Here is a 19,313-nt window from a genome sequence, read left to right as displayed (position 1 = left end):
GGAAAAAAAAGTACAGGCTATACTAAAGGAGGCACAGTCAAGCAAAGGTGGATGAATAGCGTGGAAATATGGACGATGGTGCTTCGGACAATCGTCGTTTACTTTTTTCTTCTGATTGTCCTTCGAATGATGGGAAAACGCGAGATCGGTGAATTGTCGGTGCTTGATTTTGTCATTTCAATCATGATTGCCGAACTTGCCGTTGTTTCGGTGGAAGATACGGATGTTTCCTATATCAAGGCATTTGCCCCGATAATCGTGTTGTCCCTCCTGCAGATCGTTCTTGCGTGGTGGTCTCTCAAAAGCGAACGGATGCGCCACATTCTGGACGGCCGTCCGACGGTCCTTATCCGGGATGGGAACATAGACGAAAAAGCGATGAAAAAGCAGCGCTACAATTTTGATGATCTGTTGATGCAGATCCGGCAGAAAGACATAAAGGACGTTTCCGACGTGGAATTTGCCATTCTGGAACCGTCGGGGGAATTGTCTGTGTTTGAAAAAAACGAAGAAGCGGAAGAGTTGTCCTATCCGCTTCCTTTTATCATTGACGGCCATATTCATTGGGAACATCTCATGAAATCCGGAAAAGATGAAATGTGGCTGCGGCGCGAACTTCATAAAGCGGGAATTGACTATGTGAAAAATGTTTCCTACTGCGTGCTTCAGGAAAACGGTGTGTTGTATATTGATGAGAAAAATGACTAACGCATGGAAGAAATTTTTCTCCAGTACGACCACTTGAAAAATCCAGCTGTCCATAACAGAATCGCAAAAATCAGTCCGGCTCCCGCGGTCGCGGTGGTTAACTGAATAATTTGTGGATGTGTCTGCTCAAACGGCGTAAGAAGAGCGTTGATTCCAAATACGGAGCATGCGGCCGCAGCCGGGATGAAAAGCACTGCTTTTCCTTCCAGAATCAATCCGGCGGCTTTTGTTACGACCCTGAAATGGAGCAGGGTCACAAGGACCATGTTGACAGCAATAGCAAGAGCGGCACCGCTGATGCCCAGTGCAGGCTGCGACGTAAAAAGAAACAGCAGACTCATTTTGATGATTGCACCGGACAACGTATTGAACATGGCAGTTCTGGCAAGGTTCAATCCCTGCAGTACAGCCTGCAGCGGTCCCTGCATGTACAAAAACAAGCTGAAAGGCGCCATGATCTGCAGCAGGTAAGCACTCTCCGGGGAATCATACATAACATCCATGATCGGCCGGGCAAAGACAAACAGAAAACAGGCGCAGAAACTCCCTGCTATCAGCCCCGTGCGCAGTGTCTGCCGGAGTCTTCTTTGTATCATACCGTAATCTTTTGCAGCAGCTGCCTCACTGACGGCGGGAACGAGTGACACAGAAAACGAGTGTGTGATAAACGTTGGAAGCAGCAGCAGGGGAATGACAAACCCGCTCAGCTCCCCGTACTGGGCTGTGGCAGCAGCGGTGGCGTATCCAGCGAGGGCAAGACTGTGGGCGATGATGATCGGTTCCATAAACAGCGTTACAGAACCGACGAGCCGGCTGCCGGTAGCAGGCAGGGCGACGGTCATCAAATCCTGAAAGACGGGACCTCCACTTTTCAGGGAGTGGAAAAAACGACGCCGCAGCGGAAGTGGTTTATCATAGGTGAAGCGCCGCATTAAATACAAAAGAGAGGCACCTTCACCGGCAGCAACCGAAAGCATCGCTCCTGCCGCAGCAAATTCCAGGCCGTAAGGAAGAAGAGCATTCGTACACACAGCCACTAAAGAAATCCGCACGATCTGCTCAATCACCTGGGACATCGCGGTCGGTTTCATATTCTGTTTTCCCTGGAAATACCCGCGCAGTACTGCCGAAACGGCTGCTGCCGGTATGATGGGAGTAATCGCAAGAAGAGAATAAAGCGCCCGTTCATCGGTGACGAAGTATTCGGCAAAGAACGAAGCGCTCCATACTAAAAGAATCGTAAACAACACACTCAACACACCGGTGACGGTCAGGGAAATGACGAGAATCTGCTTCATTTTCCGGGTGTCTTTTTTTGGAACGGCCTCTGCTGTTAATTTAGAGATCGCCACAGGAAGCCCGAGTTGTGTTAAAGTTATAATTAAAAGCAGCGTAGGAAAGGCCATGTTATACAACCCGATTCCTTCCGCACCGAGAATGTTCGCGGTGACAATGCGGTTAATAAAACCGAGGATACGGGTCGCGAGCCCTGCTGCTATTAATATAATAGTCCCTTTAATGAAAGTACGTGTCTGCATGTGCTGCCCTGCCTTCCGAGAAAATCAAGCTGCTGTAAAAACCAATACGTGCTTTCATTTATATGCAAAGCCCTGGGACGAGCATGACAACTTTGCAAAACAGGAGGAACAAAAAGATGAATACCGGGCCGTTTGAAGTGTGGAAAGAAGATGTAGAGCCGGCGCTGATAAGCAAAATGGAAGAGTTTCACCAGTTTGGATATACGAGTGTGAAGAAAGAGGATATATGGGCCCTTGCTATGAAAAAACTGCAGAAACAGGAAGTCAGTCTCCGGATACACGCGCTCGTTCAGGCGGTGATGCATTTATCCATTCGTGACTACATGAATGATGTCACCATTGCTTCCTATAAAGAAAGTGCATCGCTGTATTCTTCAGAAACGGCTTTGGGAGAGCTTTTGGAGGATATAGAGACAGGCAGTTCATCGGACCGTCATTTGACATGACAGAAAATGCATCAGTATAATTAACCTGTTGCTGACGCGACACATGGTAAATTTGTACATAATCAGCCGTATTCCCTGGCAGCGCCCGGCTGCTGAAGCTGCAGTATCCGCCCGGCAGCTGCTTTTTTCCTGCGCTCCAGGCTGCCCGCGCTGCCGGGAAAATGGGAGAGGTCCGCTTATCTGTAAAAGGATGACGGCTGAAGGAGGATGGAGCGTTCATGATAAAGAAGTGGAGAATTGTCACGTTTTTTGTGATTATCCTTGGACTGGCCGGCGTGATTTCGCAGACCGTCATGGGAACCGCCAAAGGAATCAATCTTGGGCTTGATTTACAGGGCGGTTTTGAAGTGTTGTATGAAGTTTCGCCTGCTGAGGAAGGGGAAGAAGAAATCACAGATGAAACAATGCAGGCCACCGTCAGTGCGTTGAACCAAAGGGTAAACGTTCTCGGTGTATCGCAGCCCAACATCACGATCGAAGGAGAGAACCGGATACGGGTGCAGCTTGCCGGTGTGGAAAATCAGCAGGAAGCAAGGGAACTCCTCTCCACGCAGGCGGAACTGAGCTTCCGGGACGTAGATGATAACGTCAGACTGACCGGTCAGGCTCTGCAGGAAAACGGAGCAAGTGTCGGTTTTACCCAGGCAAATAACCCGGTTGTTACACTCTCCCTGAAAGATTCCAATAAGTTCGGAAAGGTTACAGAAAATATCATCAACGAATACGATTCCCCGAATAACCGGCTTGTCATCTGGCTCGACTATGAAAAAGGAGACTCCTTCAGAGAAGAAGTTCAGAAAGAGGATCCGAAGTATCTGTCTGCTCCAGTAGTTGACGACCCGCTTTACAGGCAGAACATTCAAATCGAAGGGAATTTCGATGTGCAGGAAGCGGAATTTCTGGCGGAGGTTCTGAACTCCGGATCGCTTCCGGTGGATATGGAAGAGATTTCTTCGAATGCCGTCAGTGCCTCCCTTGGGGAGCAGGCCATGGATAACACGATTTTTGCCGGATTTATCGGTATCGGCTTGATTCTTGCGTATATGATTGCTTACTACCGATTTATGGGAATCATAGCGGCTGTTACGTTGTCCGCCTATATTTACATTGTGCTGCTCATCTTCAACTGGATGCAGGGTGTGCTCACGCTTCCGGGTATCGCGGCCTTGATTCTCGGTGTCGGGATGGCGGTTGACGCCAATATCATCACCTACGAACGAATCAAGGAAGAGATCAAGACCGGCAAAACGATTTTATCCGCCTTTAAAGCGGGAAGTAGACGGTCGCTGTCTACGATACTGGACGCCAACATCACAACGATTCTTGCCGCCGGCGTTCTCTTTTATTACGGAACAAGTTCGGTGCAGGGTTTTGCCGTTATGCTGATTGTCAGCATTCTGACAAGCTTTCTTACGGCAGTGTTCGGCTCAAGACTGCTGCTCGGCCTGTGGGTGCAGAGCAGAATCTTTAACAAGAAACCGCGGGTGTTCGGTGTAAAGGAGAATCAAATCCATGAATCCCAGTGAAAATAAACGATCCATTCCATTTGTCAAACACAGGAAAAAGTTTTTTACCTTTTCTGTGGTATTCCTTTTAGCCGGTATTATCCTGCTTTTCACTGCCGGTCTGAATCTCGGCATCGATTTTCAAAGCGGTTCGAAAGTGGAAGTGCTTGCCAACGATACGTTGACCGCAGACGAAGTGGAGCAGCAGTTCGCCTCCATCGGAGACGGTTATGAACCGGATGAGATCACACTTGCCGGGGATAATAACGAGTTGGCTTATGCCAGTTTTATCGGAACGCTGTCCCAGGATGAAATCGCGGAAATCCAGACGTATTTCGGCGAGCAGTACGGGCAGCAGCCAAACGTAAGCACGGTCTCCCCGCAGGTTGGAGAGGAACTTGCGATGAACGCGCTCGTTTCGGTTCTGATTGCTTCTTTGGGCATTATACTGTACGTTACGATACGGTTTGAATTCTGGTACGGGCTTGCTTCGATCGCTGCGCTGATGCATGACGCGTTTTTCATTATTGTCGTGTTTTCGATCGTGCAGTTTGAAGTGAACGTTCCATTCATTGCAGCTGTTCTCACGATTGTCGGTTACTCTATCAATGATACGATAGTGACGTTTGACCGGATACGCGAGAACATGAGCTTTAAGGAAGAAATCACGTCGTTCGACGACCTTGCCGAAGTGGTTGATCTCAGCCTGAATCAGACACTTGTCCGCTCGATTAATACCGTGCTGACGGTCGTATTCGCCGCGGGAGCCATCTTCCTGTTCGGCGGCGAAGCCATTCGGTCGTTTTCGTTTGCGCTTGTTGTCGGTCTTGTAGCGGGAACGTATTCTTCCCTGTTCCTTGCGTCCCAGCTCTGGCTCTCCTGGAAATGGAAAAGCATCCAGCGCAACTGGAACAAACCGAAGAAAGAAGATACGGAAGATATGGAACCGGAAGTGTAAGTCATGGTATACCACCATGACTTTTTCCTTGTTATAATACATGTACACTCTACCAGAAATGGGAGGCCGTGCCGGTGAAAACTGAAGAAAAACGATATCAAATGGTACGATTCGGAGCCGTCATCGGCATTGCCGGGAATATTCTTCTTGCTATCTTTAAAGGGCTTACCGGAATCATGACGGACAGCCGGGCGCTGACGGCGGACGCGGTGCATTCAGCTTCCGATGTAGTCGGATCTGTCGCGGTATTAATTGGAGTACGGGCAGCGAACCTTCCGCCTGACCGTGACCACCCATACGGACACGGCAAAGCGGAGACGGTAACAGCTATTATTGTGGCCGTTCTGTTGTTTGTCGTTGGAGTGGAAATTGGTCTGAATGCTCTTCAGGATCTGGATAAACCGGTATCCATTCCGGGAACGGCAGCGCTGTATGCCATTATCTTTTCGATTATAGTAAAAGAAGGAATGTTTCGTTACAAACATTTCCTGGGAAATAAATATAACAGTGAAGCGCTCATCACGGACGCCTGGCATCACCGTTCTGATGTTTTTTCTTCAGCGGCAGCTCTTGCCGGGGTAGGGGCTTCGATAGCCGGAAATCAGCTGGATATTACATGGATGCTGTATGGTGATCTTGCGGCCGGCCTGTTTGTATCCATTTTAATTATGAGAATGGCCTGGACACTCGGTAAAACGTCGATTCATAATGCTCTCGACCATGTTCTTCACGCCGAAGATACGAAGGAGATGCGGAAGCAGGTGAGTGGTGTGGACGGTGTGCTGCACGTGGATGAGTTTTTTGCAAGAGAACATGGTCATTACGTCATCATTGATATCAAGATTGCCGTTGATCCTTCCATCACCGTACAGGAGGGCCATGACATCGGCAAAAGAGTGAAAGAACATCTGCTGGTGGATGAAAAAGTGAAAGACGTGTTTGTACACATCAATCCGCACGAAGAGGAAAACTGAAAGGATGGTTTCCATGAGAGGGCAGTCTGTATTAATACTTGGTGCTGCCGCGGCTCTTATTATTGCTGTTTTTGCTGTGATTAACGTAGATGGAGTGGAAGTAAATTATATTTTCGGGACGGCGGAGTGGCCGCTCATTCTTGTCATACTCGGATCTGTTTTGATGGGGGCTGTCATTACAGGTTCGCTCGGCATTATTAAAGTATACCGGCTGCAGCAGGAAATTAAACGCCTGACACAGGGGAAAAGCGAAGACAAAGAGAAACCTTCATCCCTCGCGGAGGATGAAGGTTCCGACGAAGATGACACGACTGATTCACGGCCGTCAAAATAACGAGCCGTCTGAATCCGAAGCCACCAATTGTAACCCCTGCCCTGCTTTAGTATAATGAGTAGGTCAGGGGTGGTTTTTGTCATGTTAAGACCAAAAACACGCTGGATGATGGAAGAGGCTGATTTTTCCGGGAAAAAACAGCTGGAACAGGAACTGAACGTCTCCTCCATGACCGCAGCGTTGTTGTCCAAAAGAGGATACCGTACGATCAAAGAAGCATCTGAATTTCTAAAAAAACCCATGGACGGCCTTCATGATCCGTTTCTGCTGGACGGCATGCAGGAAGCTGTGGAGCGAATACATCAGGCAGTGGACAATAAAGAAAAAATACTTATATTCGGAGATTATGATGCGGACGGTGTGTCAAGCACCATCATCATGATGCATGTATTGAAAGAACTGAATGCCGATTTCGGCTGGTATATTCCGAACCGTTTCACCGAAGGATACGGGCCGAATATCCCCGCCCTCGAGCAGGCGGCAAAAGAGGGAGCGTCGCTTGTCATTACGGTTGATACCGGGATAGCAGCTGTGCCGGAAGTGAAGGCGGCAAATGAGATGGGACTGGACGTTATTGTGACGGACCACCATGAGCCGGCGCCGGAACTTCCGGATGCGTACTGCATTATCAACCCGAAAAAACCGGGCTGTTCCTATCCGTTCAAAGAACTCGCCGGAGCCGGTGTGGCGCTGAAAACCGCCGAAGCAGCACTGGGTTCATTCCCGTCCCACCTGCTGGATATTTTTACAATAGGAACGATCAGCGACCTTGTACCGCTGCTCGATGAAAACAGAATTCTGGTCTCCCGCGGCCTGCAGGCTCTGGCTGTATCCAAAAAGCCGGGCATTGAGGCACTGAAACGTATCTGCGGCATTGAAGAGGGAGCGATGGAAGAAGACCATGTTGGTTTTGCCATGGGACCACGTATCAACGCGGCAGGGCGGATGGAAGCGGCCGACCCCGCGGTCCATCTGCTTGCTTCCAAAGACAAGGAAGAAGCCGGGGAGTGGGCCAAAATGATAGACGGCCTGAACAGGGAACGGCAGAAAATTGTAAATGATATGACGAAAGAAGCGGTGGAAGAGGTCGAGAACCACTATCCGCCCTCCCAAAACAGGGCACTTGTTATTGCGCGCAAGGGGTGGAGCCCCGGCGTTATCGGAATCGTTGCTTCCAGACTGATTGAACAGTTTTACAGACCGGTGATTGTTCTCGGAATTGACGAAGAAACCGGGGAAGCAAAAGGTTCCGCCCGCAGTATTCAAGGATTTGATATGTTCAGCGAGCTTTCTCAAAGCCGGGATATTCTGCCGCATTTCGGTGGTCATACGATGGCAGCCGGACTGACGATGGATCCGGGTGATATTGATGAATTAAGAAGGCGGCTGGAAGAGCAGGCTGCCGTGTCTCTTGAGGAAGATGATTTTATTCCGTCCACCACCGTTGATATGAAAGTTGCTGTGAGTGATGTGACAACAACGGCTTTGGAAGAATTGCAGAAACTGGGCCCGTTTGGGGTCGGCAATCCGAAACCGGTGTTTATGCTGCAGGATGTAACACTGGCATCCAAACGGAAAATCGGGAGCGCAAAAAATCATCTGAAACTGGAACTCGAACAGGACGGAAAGCGTCTCGACGGCGTAGGCTTTCATCTTGGAAGTCTGGATGATTATACGACCGAGAATGCTTCTGTGCGCGCCGTCGGAGAACTTTCCATCAACGAATGGAACGGCTGGCGCAAGCCGCAGCTTTTCCTGAAAGATCTGGCGGTGGACCAGTGGCAGCTTTTCGATAAGCGTCAGCAGAAGGATATAAAAGAGACAGTGGGCCGGCTTCCTGACGCGGCTGCGGTGGTCGTTTCTTTTCACGAAGAGAACGTCCGCCGTCTTGCTTCGATGTTTCCGGAAAAAAACGTTCTTTCGGCACAGGATGTGTGTTCTTCTCCAAGGCAGGCTCCCAACCTCATATTTGCCGATATGCCCATCCAGATGAGCGATCTAAATGACTGCCTTGCACAGCTTCGGGATGTGGAGAACGTATATGTGTTTTTCCGGTCCGACGATGTTCTTTATTTTCAGAAGGATCCCGGCAGAGAAGATTTTAAATGGTATTACGGTTTTTTGAAAAAACGGGGAAGTTTTAACCTGGAAAAACACGGCGAAGAACTGGCGCAGAGGAAAGGCTGGACATACAATACTGTTTCTTTTATGAGTCATGTGTTTTTTGAGCTTGACTTTGTTACAATGGAAAGCGGTATTGTCCAAACGAAAGAAGCTCCAGCCAAACGTGATCTGCTTGACTCTGTTTCCTATCAGAAACACAGGGATAAACGGGAAGCAGAGCAGGTGCTGCTGTATTCTACATACACGGAACTGAAAGAAAGATTGGCGCTGTTTATCCAGGCAGCCGGCGGTAATAATGAAACAAAGGAGAAGGTAGGCCATGGATTTTAAAGATTATATCACTATTATTGAAGATTACCCGCAGGAAGGTATCCGCTTCAAAGATATTACGACGTTGATGCAGAACGGCCCGGTTTATAAACAGGCGGTGGATGAAATGGCCGCGTTTGCCGCGGACCGCCGGATTGATGTTGTTGTCGGACCGGAGGCCAGAGGATTTGTCGTCGGCTGTCCCATTGCTTATACGCTTGAAAAAGCATTTGTGCCGGTGCGCAAAAAAGGAAAGCTCCCGCGTGAAACCGTGGATGCAGACTACGGTCTGGAATACGGGGAATCCAGTCTTTCCATTCATAGAGACGCGATTCTCCCCGGTCAAAATGTGTTGATCACCGATGATCTGCTCGCAACTGGAGGAACAGTAAACGCCACCATCCAGCTGGTCGAAGAACTGGGCGGAAACGTGGCAGGCATGGCTTTCATGATCGAACTGTCGTACTTAAACGGACGGGACAATCTGAACGGCTATGATATCTTTTCCCTCGTCACATTCGAATAAAAGTCCGGAAAGTGCTCTTTGACAGGAGCACTTTTTACTATTACAGCGTTGGGGATGCTTCATTTTTCTTCATTTTTCGACAAAATTCTTTATCCTTTACAGAAAAGAAAATTTTCAAGATAATATACTATACGAATCATTTTAGAAAGGCTTGCAGGGTGATTGAATGACCATCGATGAAGTGCTCGAAAAATCCAGAGAATTTTTGACGGAAAATGACGTTTCTTTTCTGCAGCGTGCTTATCATTATGCTGAAGAAGCTCATAAGGACCAGTACCGCAAGTCCGGCGAACCTTACATTCTGCACCCGATTCAGGTTGTTGGGATTCTGGTCGAACTTCAGATGGATCCGAATACGTTGGCTGCAGCCTTTCTGCACGACGTTGTGGAAGATACGGAAGTGACAGTCGAGGATATCGAAGAAGCGTTTAATGAAGAAGTGGCCATGCTGGTGGATGGCGTCACCAAGCTGAAAAAAATAAAATATAAATCCAAAGAAGAACAACAGGCGGAAAATCACCGCAAAATGGTCGTGGCAATGGCCAAAGACATCAGGGTGATTCTAATCAAGCTTGCCGACCGTCTGCACAACATGCGCACCCTGAAACATCTTCCGCCGGACAAGCAGCGCAGAATTTCAAATGAGACGCTGGAAATATTTGCGCCGCTGGCCCACCGGCTCGGTATATCCACGATAAAATGGGAGCTCGAAGACACGGCGCTCCGTTACCTGGACCCGCAGCAGTATTACCGCATTGTAAACCTGATGAAGCAAAAACGTGCCGAGCGGGAGCAGTATATTGATGAAGTGATCCATGAAATAAAGAAAAATATGGATCAGACGAGTCTCGAGGCTTCGGAACTATACGGACGGCCGAAGCATATCTACAGCATTTACCGGAAAATGGTGAAAGAGAAGAAACAGTTTAACGAGATATATGATCTCCTGGCCGTGCGCATCATTGTCCGAAGCATTAAAGACTGCTATGCGGTGCTCGGTATCATTCATACGTGCTGGAAACCGATGCCGGGACGTTTCAAAGATTACATTGCGATGCCTAAAGCCAACATGTATCAGTCCCTGCATACGACGGTGATCGGGCCGAAAGGAGAACCTTTGGAGGTGCAGATCCGCTCGGAGGATATGCATCGTGTGGCGGAATTTGGTGTGGCCGCCCACTGGGCCTACAAAGAAGGAAAAACAGCATCAGGTACGTCTCTTGAAGACAAGCTGACCTGGTTCCGTGAGATTATTGAATGGCAGAACGAAACGGCGGATGCCCAGGACTTCATGGAATCCTTGAAAATGGACCTTTTTTCCGACATGGTCTTTGTTTTTTCGCCGAAAGGAGACGTTATCGAACTTCCGCGCGGATCGGTGCCGATTGATTTTGCGTACCGGATTCATACCGAAATCGGCAACCGGACGATCGGTGCGAAGGTGAACGGCAAGATGGTTCCCCTCGATTATCAGCTCAATACCGGGGACATCGTCGAAATGCTGACGTCCAAGCATTCCTACGGCCCGAGCCAGGACTGGCTGAAACTGACTCAGAGTTCCCATGCCAAAAACAAAATCAAGCAGTTCTACAAGAAAGAACGGCGGGAAGAAAATATATCCAAAGGCAGGGACATGGTCGAAAAGGAACTAAAGAACCAGGGTTTTGATACAAAACAGGTGATGACAGAAGACACGAAACAGGAAACAGCGGAGAAGTTCAGTTTCTCAAGCGAAGAGGATATGTTCGCTGCCGTCGGCTATAATGGTCTCAGCCCGAAACAGGTTGTGACGAGACTCACCGATAAAATCCGCCAGCAGCTGGAGCAGGAAGAAGAACAAAAGCCGGTTGCAGAAGCGGTGAAAGAAGTAACGACACAGACCGAGTCCAAAAATACAAGCGCCGGCGTGAACGTCAAAGGGATGGACAACCTGCTCATCCGGCTTTCCAAATGCTGCAATCCCGTTCCGGGCGATGAAATCATCGGCTTTATCACCAAGGGGCGCGGGGTGTCGGTACACCGCGCAGACTGTCCAAACGTGAAAAATGTAGAGGAGACATCCCGTCTTCTCGAAGTGGAATGGGAAGCAGTAAACGATAAACGTAAAAATTACAGCGTCGATCTCGAGATCACCGGGTACGACCGCCGTGGTCTGTTAAATGAAGTGCTGCAGGCCGTAACTGAAACGAAAACCAACATTACGGCTGTCAACGGACGTTCCGATAAAAACAAAGTGGCAGTCATTGATGTAACGATTTCGATAGCCAACATCGGCCACCTTCACCGGGTGGTGGAAAAAGTGAAAAAACTGTCCGATATTTATTCCGTACGGCGCAGGGTTCAGTAAGGTGGAAAAGAAAGGACGAGAACAATGAGAGTAATCATTCAGCGCTCAAGCGGCGGAAGCTGTGAAGTGGATGGAGCCGTTACCGGTTCTATTGAGCACGGTCTGGTGGCACTCGTTGGATTCACGCACGAAGACACCAACGACGATATCAGCTGGATGGCCGAAAAAATCGTGAACCTGCGTATCTTTGAAGATGACGCGGGAAAAATGAATGAGTCTCTTCTGGACCAGGGCGGAAAAATTCTGTCTATCCCTCAGTTCACGCTTTACGGGGACTGCAGAAAAGGGAGACGGCCGAACTTTATGCAGGCTGCAGCGCCGGAGGAGGCCCAATCCCTGTTCCAGCGGTTTAACGGGAGGCTTGCTGAAAAAGGAGCGGAAGTCGAAACCGGCCGGTTCGGAGCCGAAATGAACATTTCCCTCACGAATCACGGTCCGGTCACCTTCGTTCTCGATTCCCCGTCCTGAGCATCCCTTGACAATCGGGCTGGAGATTCGTAAGATATATATCAGTTATGAAAAATGCAGAAGGCTGAAGACAGAGAAAGTAAACAGGAGTAAGACGTTGCAGAGAGGAACTGCCGCAGCTGAAAACAGTTCCACGTCTCCCTCGTTGAAAGACACTCTCGAGGCTCCGTTTCGAAGGCACACGGCGTTGGTAGGGACGGACGTATTCAGGCGTTAACGTGAAAGAAGCGGAAACATGGAGAATATGTTTCAAGCAGGGTGGCACCACGGGAATAACTCGTCCCTCGTATGTTAATGCGGAGGGGACGGGTTTTTTTATTGCCGGAGTTACATGGAGAAAGGAGCCGTAGATATGAATATACGAATCCCGAGAGGAACGCAGGATATTCTGCCGGGACGGTCGCAGGAGTGGCAGTATGTGGAAAGCATCTGGCACAATATCTGCCGCCGTTACAATTACGCCGAAATCCGCACTCCTATTTTTGAGCAGACCGAACTGTTTCAGCGCGGCGTTGGTGATACGACCGACATTGTACAGAAAGAAATGTACACATTTGAAGACCGTTCCGGCCGCAGTCTGACGCTTAGGCCCGAAGGCACCGCCTCGGTCGTACGCTCATACGTCGAAAACAAACGGTTCGGTCTCCCGGACCAGCCGGACAAACTGTATTACACGGGACCAATGTTTCGTTATGAGCGCCCGCAGTCCGGAAGAATGCGGCAGTTTGTACAGTTCGGCGTGGAAGCGATCGGCAGTGACGATCCGGCGGTCGATGCGGAGGTCATTTCGCTTGCGATGGAGTTTTACCGGGAAGCCGGACTGAAGGGATTGAAACTTGTTCTGAACAGCCTTGGCGATCACGAAAGCAGAAACGCCCACCGTGAGGCGCTGATCAGTCATTTCAGCCCGCGCATCGGCGAATTCTGCAGCGACTGTCAGAGCCGTCTGGAAACAAATCCGCTCCGCATTCTCGACTGCAAAGAAGACAAAGATCATCCGCTCATGCAGCATGCACCGTCTATACTGGACTATCTGAATGACTATTCGACCCGGTATTTTGAAACGGTAAAAGAACTGCTGGATAAAATGGACATTTCTTATGTAGTGGATTCCAATCTTGTGCGAGGTCTTGATTATTACAACCACACCGCCTTTGAGATCATGATTGAAGGAGAGGGATTTGGTGCAATTTCCACCCTGATGGGCGGAGGACGTTACAACGGTCTGGTAGAAGAGCTCGGAGGCCCGGAATCCCCCGGCATCGGCTTTGCGCTGAGCGTGGAACGGCTTTTGATGGCACTGGACGCACAAAACGTGGAGATTCCGATGCAGCGGGGTCTGGATTGTTATCTTGTCACACAGGGAGACGAACCGGATAAGGCCGGGACAGCGCTGTTGACAAAACTCCGCCGTGCGGGGATATCTGCGGATAAAGATTACATGAATAAAAAAATGAAAGGACAGTTCAAAGCCGCCGACCGGCACCAGGCTCTCTTCACTGCAGTGCTTGGAGAGGAAGAATGGAATGCCGGCATTATCAATCTGAAAAACATGCAGAGCGGCGGCCAGGAGGAAGTTGCGGTAAGTGAGCTTCCAGCCCGTTTGTACGAGCGATTGAAGGAGGAAAAACAATGATAGGTCGAACACACTACTGTACAGACATTACGGAATCGGCAATTGGTTCCATCGTTGAATTAAAAGGATGGGCCCAGACGAGACGGGACCTCGGGCAGGTCATATTTATCGACCTGCGCGACCGCAGCGGCATCGTACAGATCGTTGCAAACCCGGAAATATCGAATGAAGCCCTCGAAACGATGGATAAAGTGAGAAATGAGTATGTGCTGCATGTAAAAGGAACTGTCGTGAAGCGGGATGAGGAAACATTTAACGAAAAAATCCCGACCGGTACCGTCGAAGTCCAGGTGGAGGAAGTAACGATCCTGAATGACGCGAAGCCGCTGCCGTTTCAGGTGGAAGACGAAACCGACGTGTCCGAAGATGTGCGTCTGAAATACCGTTATCTCGATCTCCGCCGCGCGGGAATGCGTGAAACATTTAAGATGCGCCACCGCACGACAAAGATAATCCGGGACTTTCTGGATGAACAGGATTTTCTCGAGATGGAGACCCCGATGCTCACAAAGAGCACACCGGAAGGCGCACGTGACTATCTTGTGCCGAGCCGGGTGCACCACGGGCAGTTCTATGCGCTGCCGCAGTCCCCGCAGTTGTTTAAACAGCTGCTGATGGTGTCTGGTTTTGAAAAATACTATCAGATCGTGCGCTGCTTCCGCGACGAGGATCTGCGTGCCGACCGCCAGCCGGAATTTACGCAGGTCGACATCGAAGCGTCGTTCATGAATACAGAAGATTTCCTTCCGATGATGGAAAACATGATGCGCCGGGTGATGAAAGACATTCACGACGTCGATATCGAGGCGCCGTTTAAACGCTTGACGTATGAAGAGGCGATGCACCGTTTCGGATCTGACAAGCCGGATACCCGCTTCGGCATGGAACTGGTGGAACTGAGCGATATCGTCAAAGAAAGCGGCTTTAAAGTATTCACCGACGCTGTTAAAAACGGCGGTATTGTCAAAGGATTAAACGTTAAGGGAGTGGCCGATTCGATGTCCCGCAAGGAAATCGATGATCAAGCCGAATTCGTGGCCATTTACGGCGCGAAAGGACTGGCGTGGCTGAAAGTGGAGGAAGACCAGCTGAAAGGCCCGATCGCCAAATTCTTTACCAATGAAGAAACAGCCGCGCTCCGCCAGGCGATGGATGCCGAAGCCGGCGACCTTCTGTTTTTCGGCGCGGATCAGCATCAGATTGTATTCGACGCGCTCGGAGCGCTTCGTCTGAAGTTTGGAAAAGAACTCGGACTTATTGACGAGAATGCCTTTCACTTCCTGTGGGTGACAGAATTCCCGCTGATGGAATACGATCCGGATACAGGAAAGTACTCAGCGATGCATCATCCATTCACAAGACCCATGCCGGAAGATATCGATAAACTCGACGACCGTCCGGAAGAAGTAAAAGCGGAAGCTTACGACCTCGTGCTGAACGGCTACGAGCTCGGGGGCGGTTCACAGCGTATTTTCGAAAGAGATCTGCAGGAGAAAATGTTCAAAGCACTCGGCTTCAGCCGCGAAGAAGCAGAAGAGCAGTTCGGATTTCTGCTGAATGCTTTTGACTACGGCACTCCGCCGCACGGAGGCATTGCACTCGGGCTGGACCGTCTGATCATGATTCTGGCCGGCAGCAATAATCTGCGGGATACAATAGCCTTCCCGAAAACCGCCAGTGCGAGCGATCCATTGACCGGAGCTCCCGGAGAGGTGAACGACAGCCAGCTCGATGAACTCGATCTGAAAGTGATTCCCCGGGAAGAAGAGTAAGTATGGATTAAATGTGGTCGGTCTGCCGGAAAGCGTCAATAAAGGGAGAAGGATCCGTTTTGATCTGAAAGGTGCGTACGCCGCTGGTTGTATGCAGGTAGAGAAATCCTATCTGACCGGGTTCCCAGCGGAAGGAGATATCAAATACATCGCGCAGCGGATAATGGTGGATATGGCTTTCGAGCCTGTCTTCAAATAAATAAAGCCAGCCGCTGTACTCCTTCTGTTTTTTTTCGAGCCATTCAATTGTCTGTTCCACGTGAATGACTTCCTGTCTGGCAATCCAGTCTGTGTTTGTATGTTCGTTATTCATGAAAAGCAGACGTTCCTTTCTACTGAATAGGGTTTTGGGCCTGAAGGAAAACTATACCCTGATTAGCTGTTTGTTAATCCTGTTTCTCTGAAATGAAGGGGCTTTTATTTGTTTTTCAGGGACATCAGCCGGTGAAATACACATTCTTGACCGCCGCATCGATCCATGCTATGATGTAATCAATCATTTGAAGAGTCCTGAGGTGTACGTGGGACACAAATCGTTTTGAGCCAACAGTTTTACATTGGGAGCCCGGAAGTTTCAATTGGAATGGCATGCCTCTTCCAAGTGGAAGTCTGAACAATTGAACAGGGCACCCACCTGCCGGAAGCAGGCTTCAAAACTATGTCAGTTTAACGGCACATCGGGACTCTTCTATTGTTAAAAGCAGTAACCCCAGGGGATTACATCCTCTGGGGTTTTGTATGTTTTTAAGAGATGATAATCAGGAATTTCTTCATTCCTGCCGGCAACTGTGAGATAATGAGGGGCGTGATTCTTAAGAGTTCTCTACTTTTTCCAGGTTTCCATTCCGGTCCATACGGAACAAGTTGGAAAGCTGATTCGTCTCTTCAGTCACGGCCATTTCTCTGGCCCGGTTCATCATACTTACAATGGTTTCATAATCCTGCTTTACCGCCTGGTAGTCGCTGTTCATTCTGTCGAGTTCCTGCTGAAGTTCATGATGACGGGATTCCAGCCGCGCAATGGTATCTTCAGATGTCTCCGTCAGGGAATACTCCAGCCGTTCGAGAGTTTTGATGATAGATTCCAGCGGCAGCCGGGAAGATTGGCCGTTGTTTTTAAAGCTGGAGGCGGCATGGCGGGCTGTGTTTTTTAATTTCTGTTTGCGTTCCCGTTTGGCTTCTCTGATGTCTTCCTGATACCTTGCCCGGACGATGGCATTCCAGCGGAACCCGCATGCAGCGGATGTTCTGTCCAGTTCATCTCCTGCTTCATCAAAGGCATGCAGCTGCGTACTTCCGTCCCGGATGTGCTGCAGAATGGTATCAGCGAGAAAACGATCATCCCGGTCGGACCACGCATCCTGTCTTACATTCACAGCTCGATCTCTCCTTTCGATTTTCTGTCCATAGATTGACAGGTTCTAGTGTAGCCGGAGGGAAGACGATGTATACGTAGGGCAAAAGTGAAATAATACGTTCGTACAGCACGAGGCAGGTGAAAAAGATGAAAACACTGCGTTCAAAACTTTTACTTATATTTTTAGTGATCACCTGTGTTCCGCTTACGGTGGCAGGCATCATCTCCTATCAGACGCAGAAAAATGATTTAACGGACCGCATTGAACAGACGTTATTCATTTATTCGGATAATCTCTCGCTGGCGATCGAAGATATTATACGGGAACGGCTCTCTGATCTTGAACAATTATCGGACAACCCTGTTTTAATGAATGACCAGGCAGAAGATGAAGAGATTCAGCAGGAATTTATGAAATTTATACATAACCACGAACTGTACTACGGTCTTATCTTTGTCAATCCAGAAGGGGAGGTTACCGTCGATACAGACGGCACAGTAGTGGGAAACAATGTCGCAGACAGAGAATGGTTTCAGCAGGCGCAGGAAGGCGGTTTGTTTCTGTCGGACATATTCAGATCTCCTGTCGTGGACAGTCCGATTCTTGCCATGGCTTCTTCTGTCGAGAATGAAGAGGGGGAGGTTATCGGTGTCATCTCTCCTTCCTTTGATCTTGAAAAACTCTGGTCGTTCTTGTGGGAACGAGTCGGTGAGTATTCGCAGCAGCAGGAAAACATGAGTGCTTCGGCGGATACATTTATCCTGAATCAATCCGGGGATTATATTGCCCATCCGAATCAGGATTATATTCTGGAAAAGAACTTTCTTGAACAGACAAACAAAAGTATGAAGTCGATGGAAGAGTTCGGAAATCAGCCCGGTCTGATTCGTAATGAAGAGGGGCAGAGTGTCAGCGCCATTGCCCCCGTCGGAAAGATGGAAGGATTCAGCAATGAGTGGTATGTCGGGGTATCGGTTCCTGAAAATGAAGTATACGCACCGCTTCGTGGTTTACTGTGGAAGTATATCGCTCTGTTCAGTGTTGTCCTGTTAATCACGGTGACTGCTGCATTTAGACTGTCGCGCTACATTACAGGACCGGTGGAAAACCTGGTCTCCGCTGCGAGTGCTTTTGCAGAAGGCAAAAAAGTCCCACCACTCCACTCTAACGCCTATGAAGAGGTCAACAAGCTGAACCGTACATTCAATGATATGACAGAACGCCTGGACGAGCGGGAAAAAGCCCACCGTAAATCAACCCTGATTTTGGAAGCAACGGATAACGGCGTTATTTCCATCAACCGGGAGGATCTGACCATCACGACATTCAACCGGACATGCGAGAATCTGTTTGGATGCAAAAAAGAGAATGTATTAGGCCGTCCGCTTCATAAAGTGAAGGAAGAATGTCCGGAATTCGCCGCTTTTATCAAGCATGTTCAGCTGTCTGACGACAGGGACCACCGTTCATCCATTTTTGAATTTGACTGCTCGATTCAAGGATGGACGCACTCTTTTTTCCTCAGCAATACACCACTTCCGTCTTCTGAAAAGGATGGAAGGGTGGAAGACTATCTGTTGGTGTTTAAAGAAATCACGGAAAAAAGGGAAATGGAACGGGAACTGCTGCGAAGTGAAAAGCTGAAAGTAATTGGACGGCTGTCGGCTGGTTTTGCTCATGAGATCAGAAATCCGTTGACTACCATTCACGGGTTTATGCAGTTGTTTAAGGAATCGCCGGATACAGGCGGGGTGAGCAGCTATCACTACCAAATTATCATCTCGGAAATTGAGCGGGTGAACAGTATCGTGGAGGATCTTTTAACTATCGCCAGACCGGAAAAAGTGGAGGATAAAGATTATCTTGACCTGAACGAAATTCTTACCCACACGCTGTATTTATTCCAGGCACGTACTGACCACCATAATATTTCGGTAGTGCAGGCACTGGATACAGAACTTCCGAAGATATACGGGGAAGAGAAGAAACTGAAACAGGTGTTTATGAATCTGATCAAAAACGCGGTCGAAGCACTCGAGCAGGATGGCTCTATTATGGTGGAGACAACGCGCCGCTCTGATTACTCCAGACAGGGTGTACGCATTCGCATTATCGATGACGGCTGCGGCATGGATGCGGAAACGCTTGATAAATTGGGAAGTCCATTTTATACAACAAAGGCTGATGGTACCGGGCTTGGGCTGATGACATGCTTTCAGATTATTGAAGAGGCCGGCGGCAGTATGGATGTCAGTAGTGAGGAAGGAAGTGGCTCCGAATTTGATATTTGGCTGCCGGTCGAGTAAAAAA

At 49.1% G+C, this 19,313-nt stretch carries 16 protein-coding genes, 1 other RNA gene and 1 other annotated feature; of the genes, 14 read left to right on the top strand and 3 right to left on the bottom strand.

Features of this window, described 5'->3' with window-relative positions; translation table 11 throughout:
• Positions 1 to 60: 60 nt before the first annotated feature.
• Positions 61 to 708 carry a DUF421 domain-containing protein gene (locus tag BM124_RS11625; RefSeq protein WP_093337746.1) on the top strand — a complete coding sequence of 216 codons (648 nt, stop codon included), beginning with the start codon at positions 61 to 63 and terminating at the stop codon, positions 706 to 708.
• Here BM124_RS11625 and spoVB read toward each other — a convergent pair.
• Positions 705 to 2,246 carry a stage V sporulation protein B gene (gene spoVB, locus BM124_RS11620; RefSeq protein ID WP_093337744.1) on the bottom strand — a complete coding sequence of 514 codons (1,542 nt, stop codon included), beginning with the start codon at positions 2,244 to 2,246 and terminating at the stop codon, positions 705 to 707. The genes BM124_RS11625 and spoVB overlap by 4 nt on opposite strands.
• 116 nt (positions 2,247 to 2,362) lie before the next feature.
• On the opposite strand from spoVB, the gene BM124_RS11615 reads away from it, so the two are divergent.
• The 11 genes from BM124_RS11615 to aspS all read left to right on the top strand — a co-directional run bounded on the left by BM124_RS11615 (position 2,363) and on the right by aspS (position 15,645).
• On the top strand, positions 2,363 to 2,692 hold the full coding sequence (locus tag BM124_RS11615; RefSeq protein WP_170841117.1) for a post-transcriptional regulator: 330 nt from the start codon (positions 2,363 to 2,365) through the stop codon (positions 2,690 to 2,692).
• A gap of 218 nt (positions 2,693 to 2,910) precedes the next feature.
• Positions 2,911 to 4,218 carry a protein translocase subunit SecD gene (gene secD, locus BM124_RS11610; RefSeq protein ID WP_093337741.1) on the top strand — a complete coding sequence of 436 codons (1,308 nt, stop codon included), beginning with the start codon at positions 2,911 to 2,913 and terminating at the stop codon, positions 4,216 to 4,218.
• Positions 4,205 to 5,155 carry a protein translocase subunit SecF gene (secF, locus tag BM124_RS11605; protein WP_093337740.1) on the top strand — a complete coding sequence of 317 codons (951 nt, stop codon included), beginning with the start codon at positions 4,205 to 4,207 and terminating at the stop codon, positions 5,153 to 5,155. Before secD ends, secF begins: the two co-directional genes overlap by 14 nt.
• A 74-nt stretch (positions 5,156 to 5,229) precedes the next feature.
• Positions 5,230 to 6,129 carry a cation diffusion facilitator family transporter gene (locus BM124_RS11600; RefSeq protein ID WP_244504318.1) on the top strand — a complete coding sequence of 300 codons (900 nt, stop codon included), beginning with the start codon at positions 5,230 to 5,232 and terminating at the stop codon, positions 6,127 to 6,129.
• A gap of 4 nt (positions 6,130 to 6,133) precedes the next feature.
• Positions 6,134 to 6,463 (top strand): LapA family protein, encoded by a 330-nt coding sequence (locus BM124_RS11595; RefSeq protein WP_425288586.1) that lies wholly within the window; start codon positions 6,134 to 6,136, stop codon positions 6,461 to 6,463.
• An 81-nt stretch (positions 6,464 to 6,544) separates the two neighbouring features.
• Positions 6,545 to 8,917, top strand: coding sequence for a single-stranded-DNA-specific exonuclease RecJ (gene recJ / locus BM124_RS11590; RefSeq protein WP_093337739.1), 2,373 nt, complete (start codon positions 6,545 to 6,547; stop codon positions 8,915 to 8,917).
• Positions 8,907 to 9,422 (top strand): adenine phosphoribosyltransferase, encoded by a 516-nt coding sequence (locus tag BM124_RS11585; protein ID WP_093337737.1) that lies wholly within the window; start codon positions 8,907 to 8,909, stop codon positions 9,420 to 9,422. Before recJ ends, BM124_RS11585 begins: the two co-directional genes overlap by 11 nt.
• Before the next feature lie 166 nt (positions 9,423 to 9,588).
• A complete protein-coding gene (locus BM124_RS11580; protein ID WP_093337736.1) occupies positions 9,589 to 11,769 on the top strand; it encodes a RelA/SpoT family protein in 2,181 nt (726 codons plus the stop codon).
• 24 nt (positions 11,770 to 11,793) lie between these two features.
• Positions 11,794 to 12,237 carry a D-aminoacyl-tRNA deacylase gene (gene dtd, locus BM124_RS11575; RefSeq protein ID WP_093337734.1) on the top strand — a complete coding sequence of 148 codons (444 nt, stop codon included), beginning with the start codon at positions 11,794 to 11,796 and terminating at the stop codon, positions 12,235 to 12,237.
• A gap of 58 nt (positions 12,238 to 12,295) precedes the next feature.
• Positions 12,296 to 12,525 (top strand) — a binding site (T-box leader).
• A gap of 64 nt (positions 12,526 to 12,589) precedes the next feature.
• Positions 12,590 to 13,873, top strand: a complete 1,284-nt coding sequence (gene hisS, locus BM124_RS11570; protein WP_093337850.1) for a histidine--tRNA ligase — start codon at positions 12,590 to 12,592, stop codon at positions 13,871 to 13,873.
• Positions 13,870 to 15,645 (top strand): aspartate--tRNA ligase, encoded by a 1,776-nt coding sequence (gene aspS / locus BM124_RS11565; RefSeq protein ID WP_093337733.1) that lies wholly within the window; start codon positions 13,870 to 13,872, stop codon positions 15,643 to 15,645. The genes hisS and aspS overlap by 4 nt, the downstream gene beginning before the upstream one ends.
• Before the next feature lie 7 nt (positions 15,646 to 15,652).
• Here the strand turns inward: aspS and BM124_RS11560 are convergent, their stop codons facing one another.
• The gene (locus BM124_RS11560) at positions 15,653 to 15,958 is read right to left on the bottom strand and encodes a hypothetical protein (protein ID WP_093337732.1); all 306 of its coding nucleotides are present in this window, start codon (positions 15,956 to 15,958) and stop codon (positions 15,653 to 15,655) included.
• A 191-nt stretch (positions 15,959 to 16,149) separates the two neighbouring features.
• On the opposite strand from BM124_RS11560, the gene ssrS reads away from it, so the two are divergent.
• Positions 16,150 to 16,333, top strand: a non-coding RNA gene (gene ssrS, locus BM124_RS11555) — 6S RNA.
• A gap of 124 nt (positions 16,334 to 16,457) precedes the next feature.
• Here ssrS and BM124_RS11550 read toward each other — a convergent pair.
• Complete coding sequence (locus BM124_RS11550) at positions 16,458 to 17,021, bottom strand: RsfA family transcriptional regulator (protein ID WP_093337730.1); 564 nt, start codon at positions 17,019 to 17,021, stop codon at positions 16,458 to 16,460.
• 191 nt (positions 17,022 to 17,212) lie between these two features.
• Between BM124_RS11550 and BM124_RS11545 the strand changes: the two genes are divergently transcribed.
• Complete coding sequence (locus BM124_RS11545; protein ID WP_212634961.1) at positions 17,213 to 19,309, top strand: ATP-binding protein; 2,097 nt, start codon at positions 17,213 to 17,215, stop codon at positions 19,307 to 19,309.
• Positions 19,310 to 19,313 lie beyond the last annotated feature (4 nt).

Origin of the sequence: Salibacterium halotolerans (assembly GCF_900115625.1) — a bacterium.
Taxonomy (GTDB): Bacteria; Bacillota; Bacilli; order Bacillales; family Marinococcaceae; genus Salibacterium; species Salibacterium halotolerans.
The sequence above is the reverse complement of the archived record's forward strand: the minus strand, read 5'-3'. Positions and strand labels throughout refer to the sequence as shown.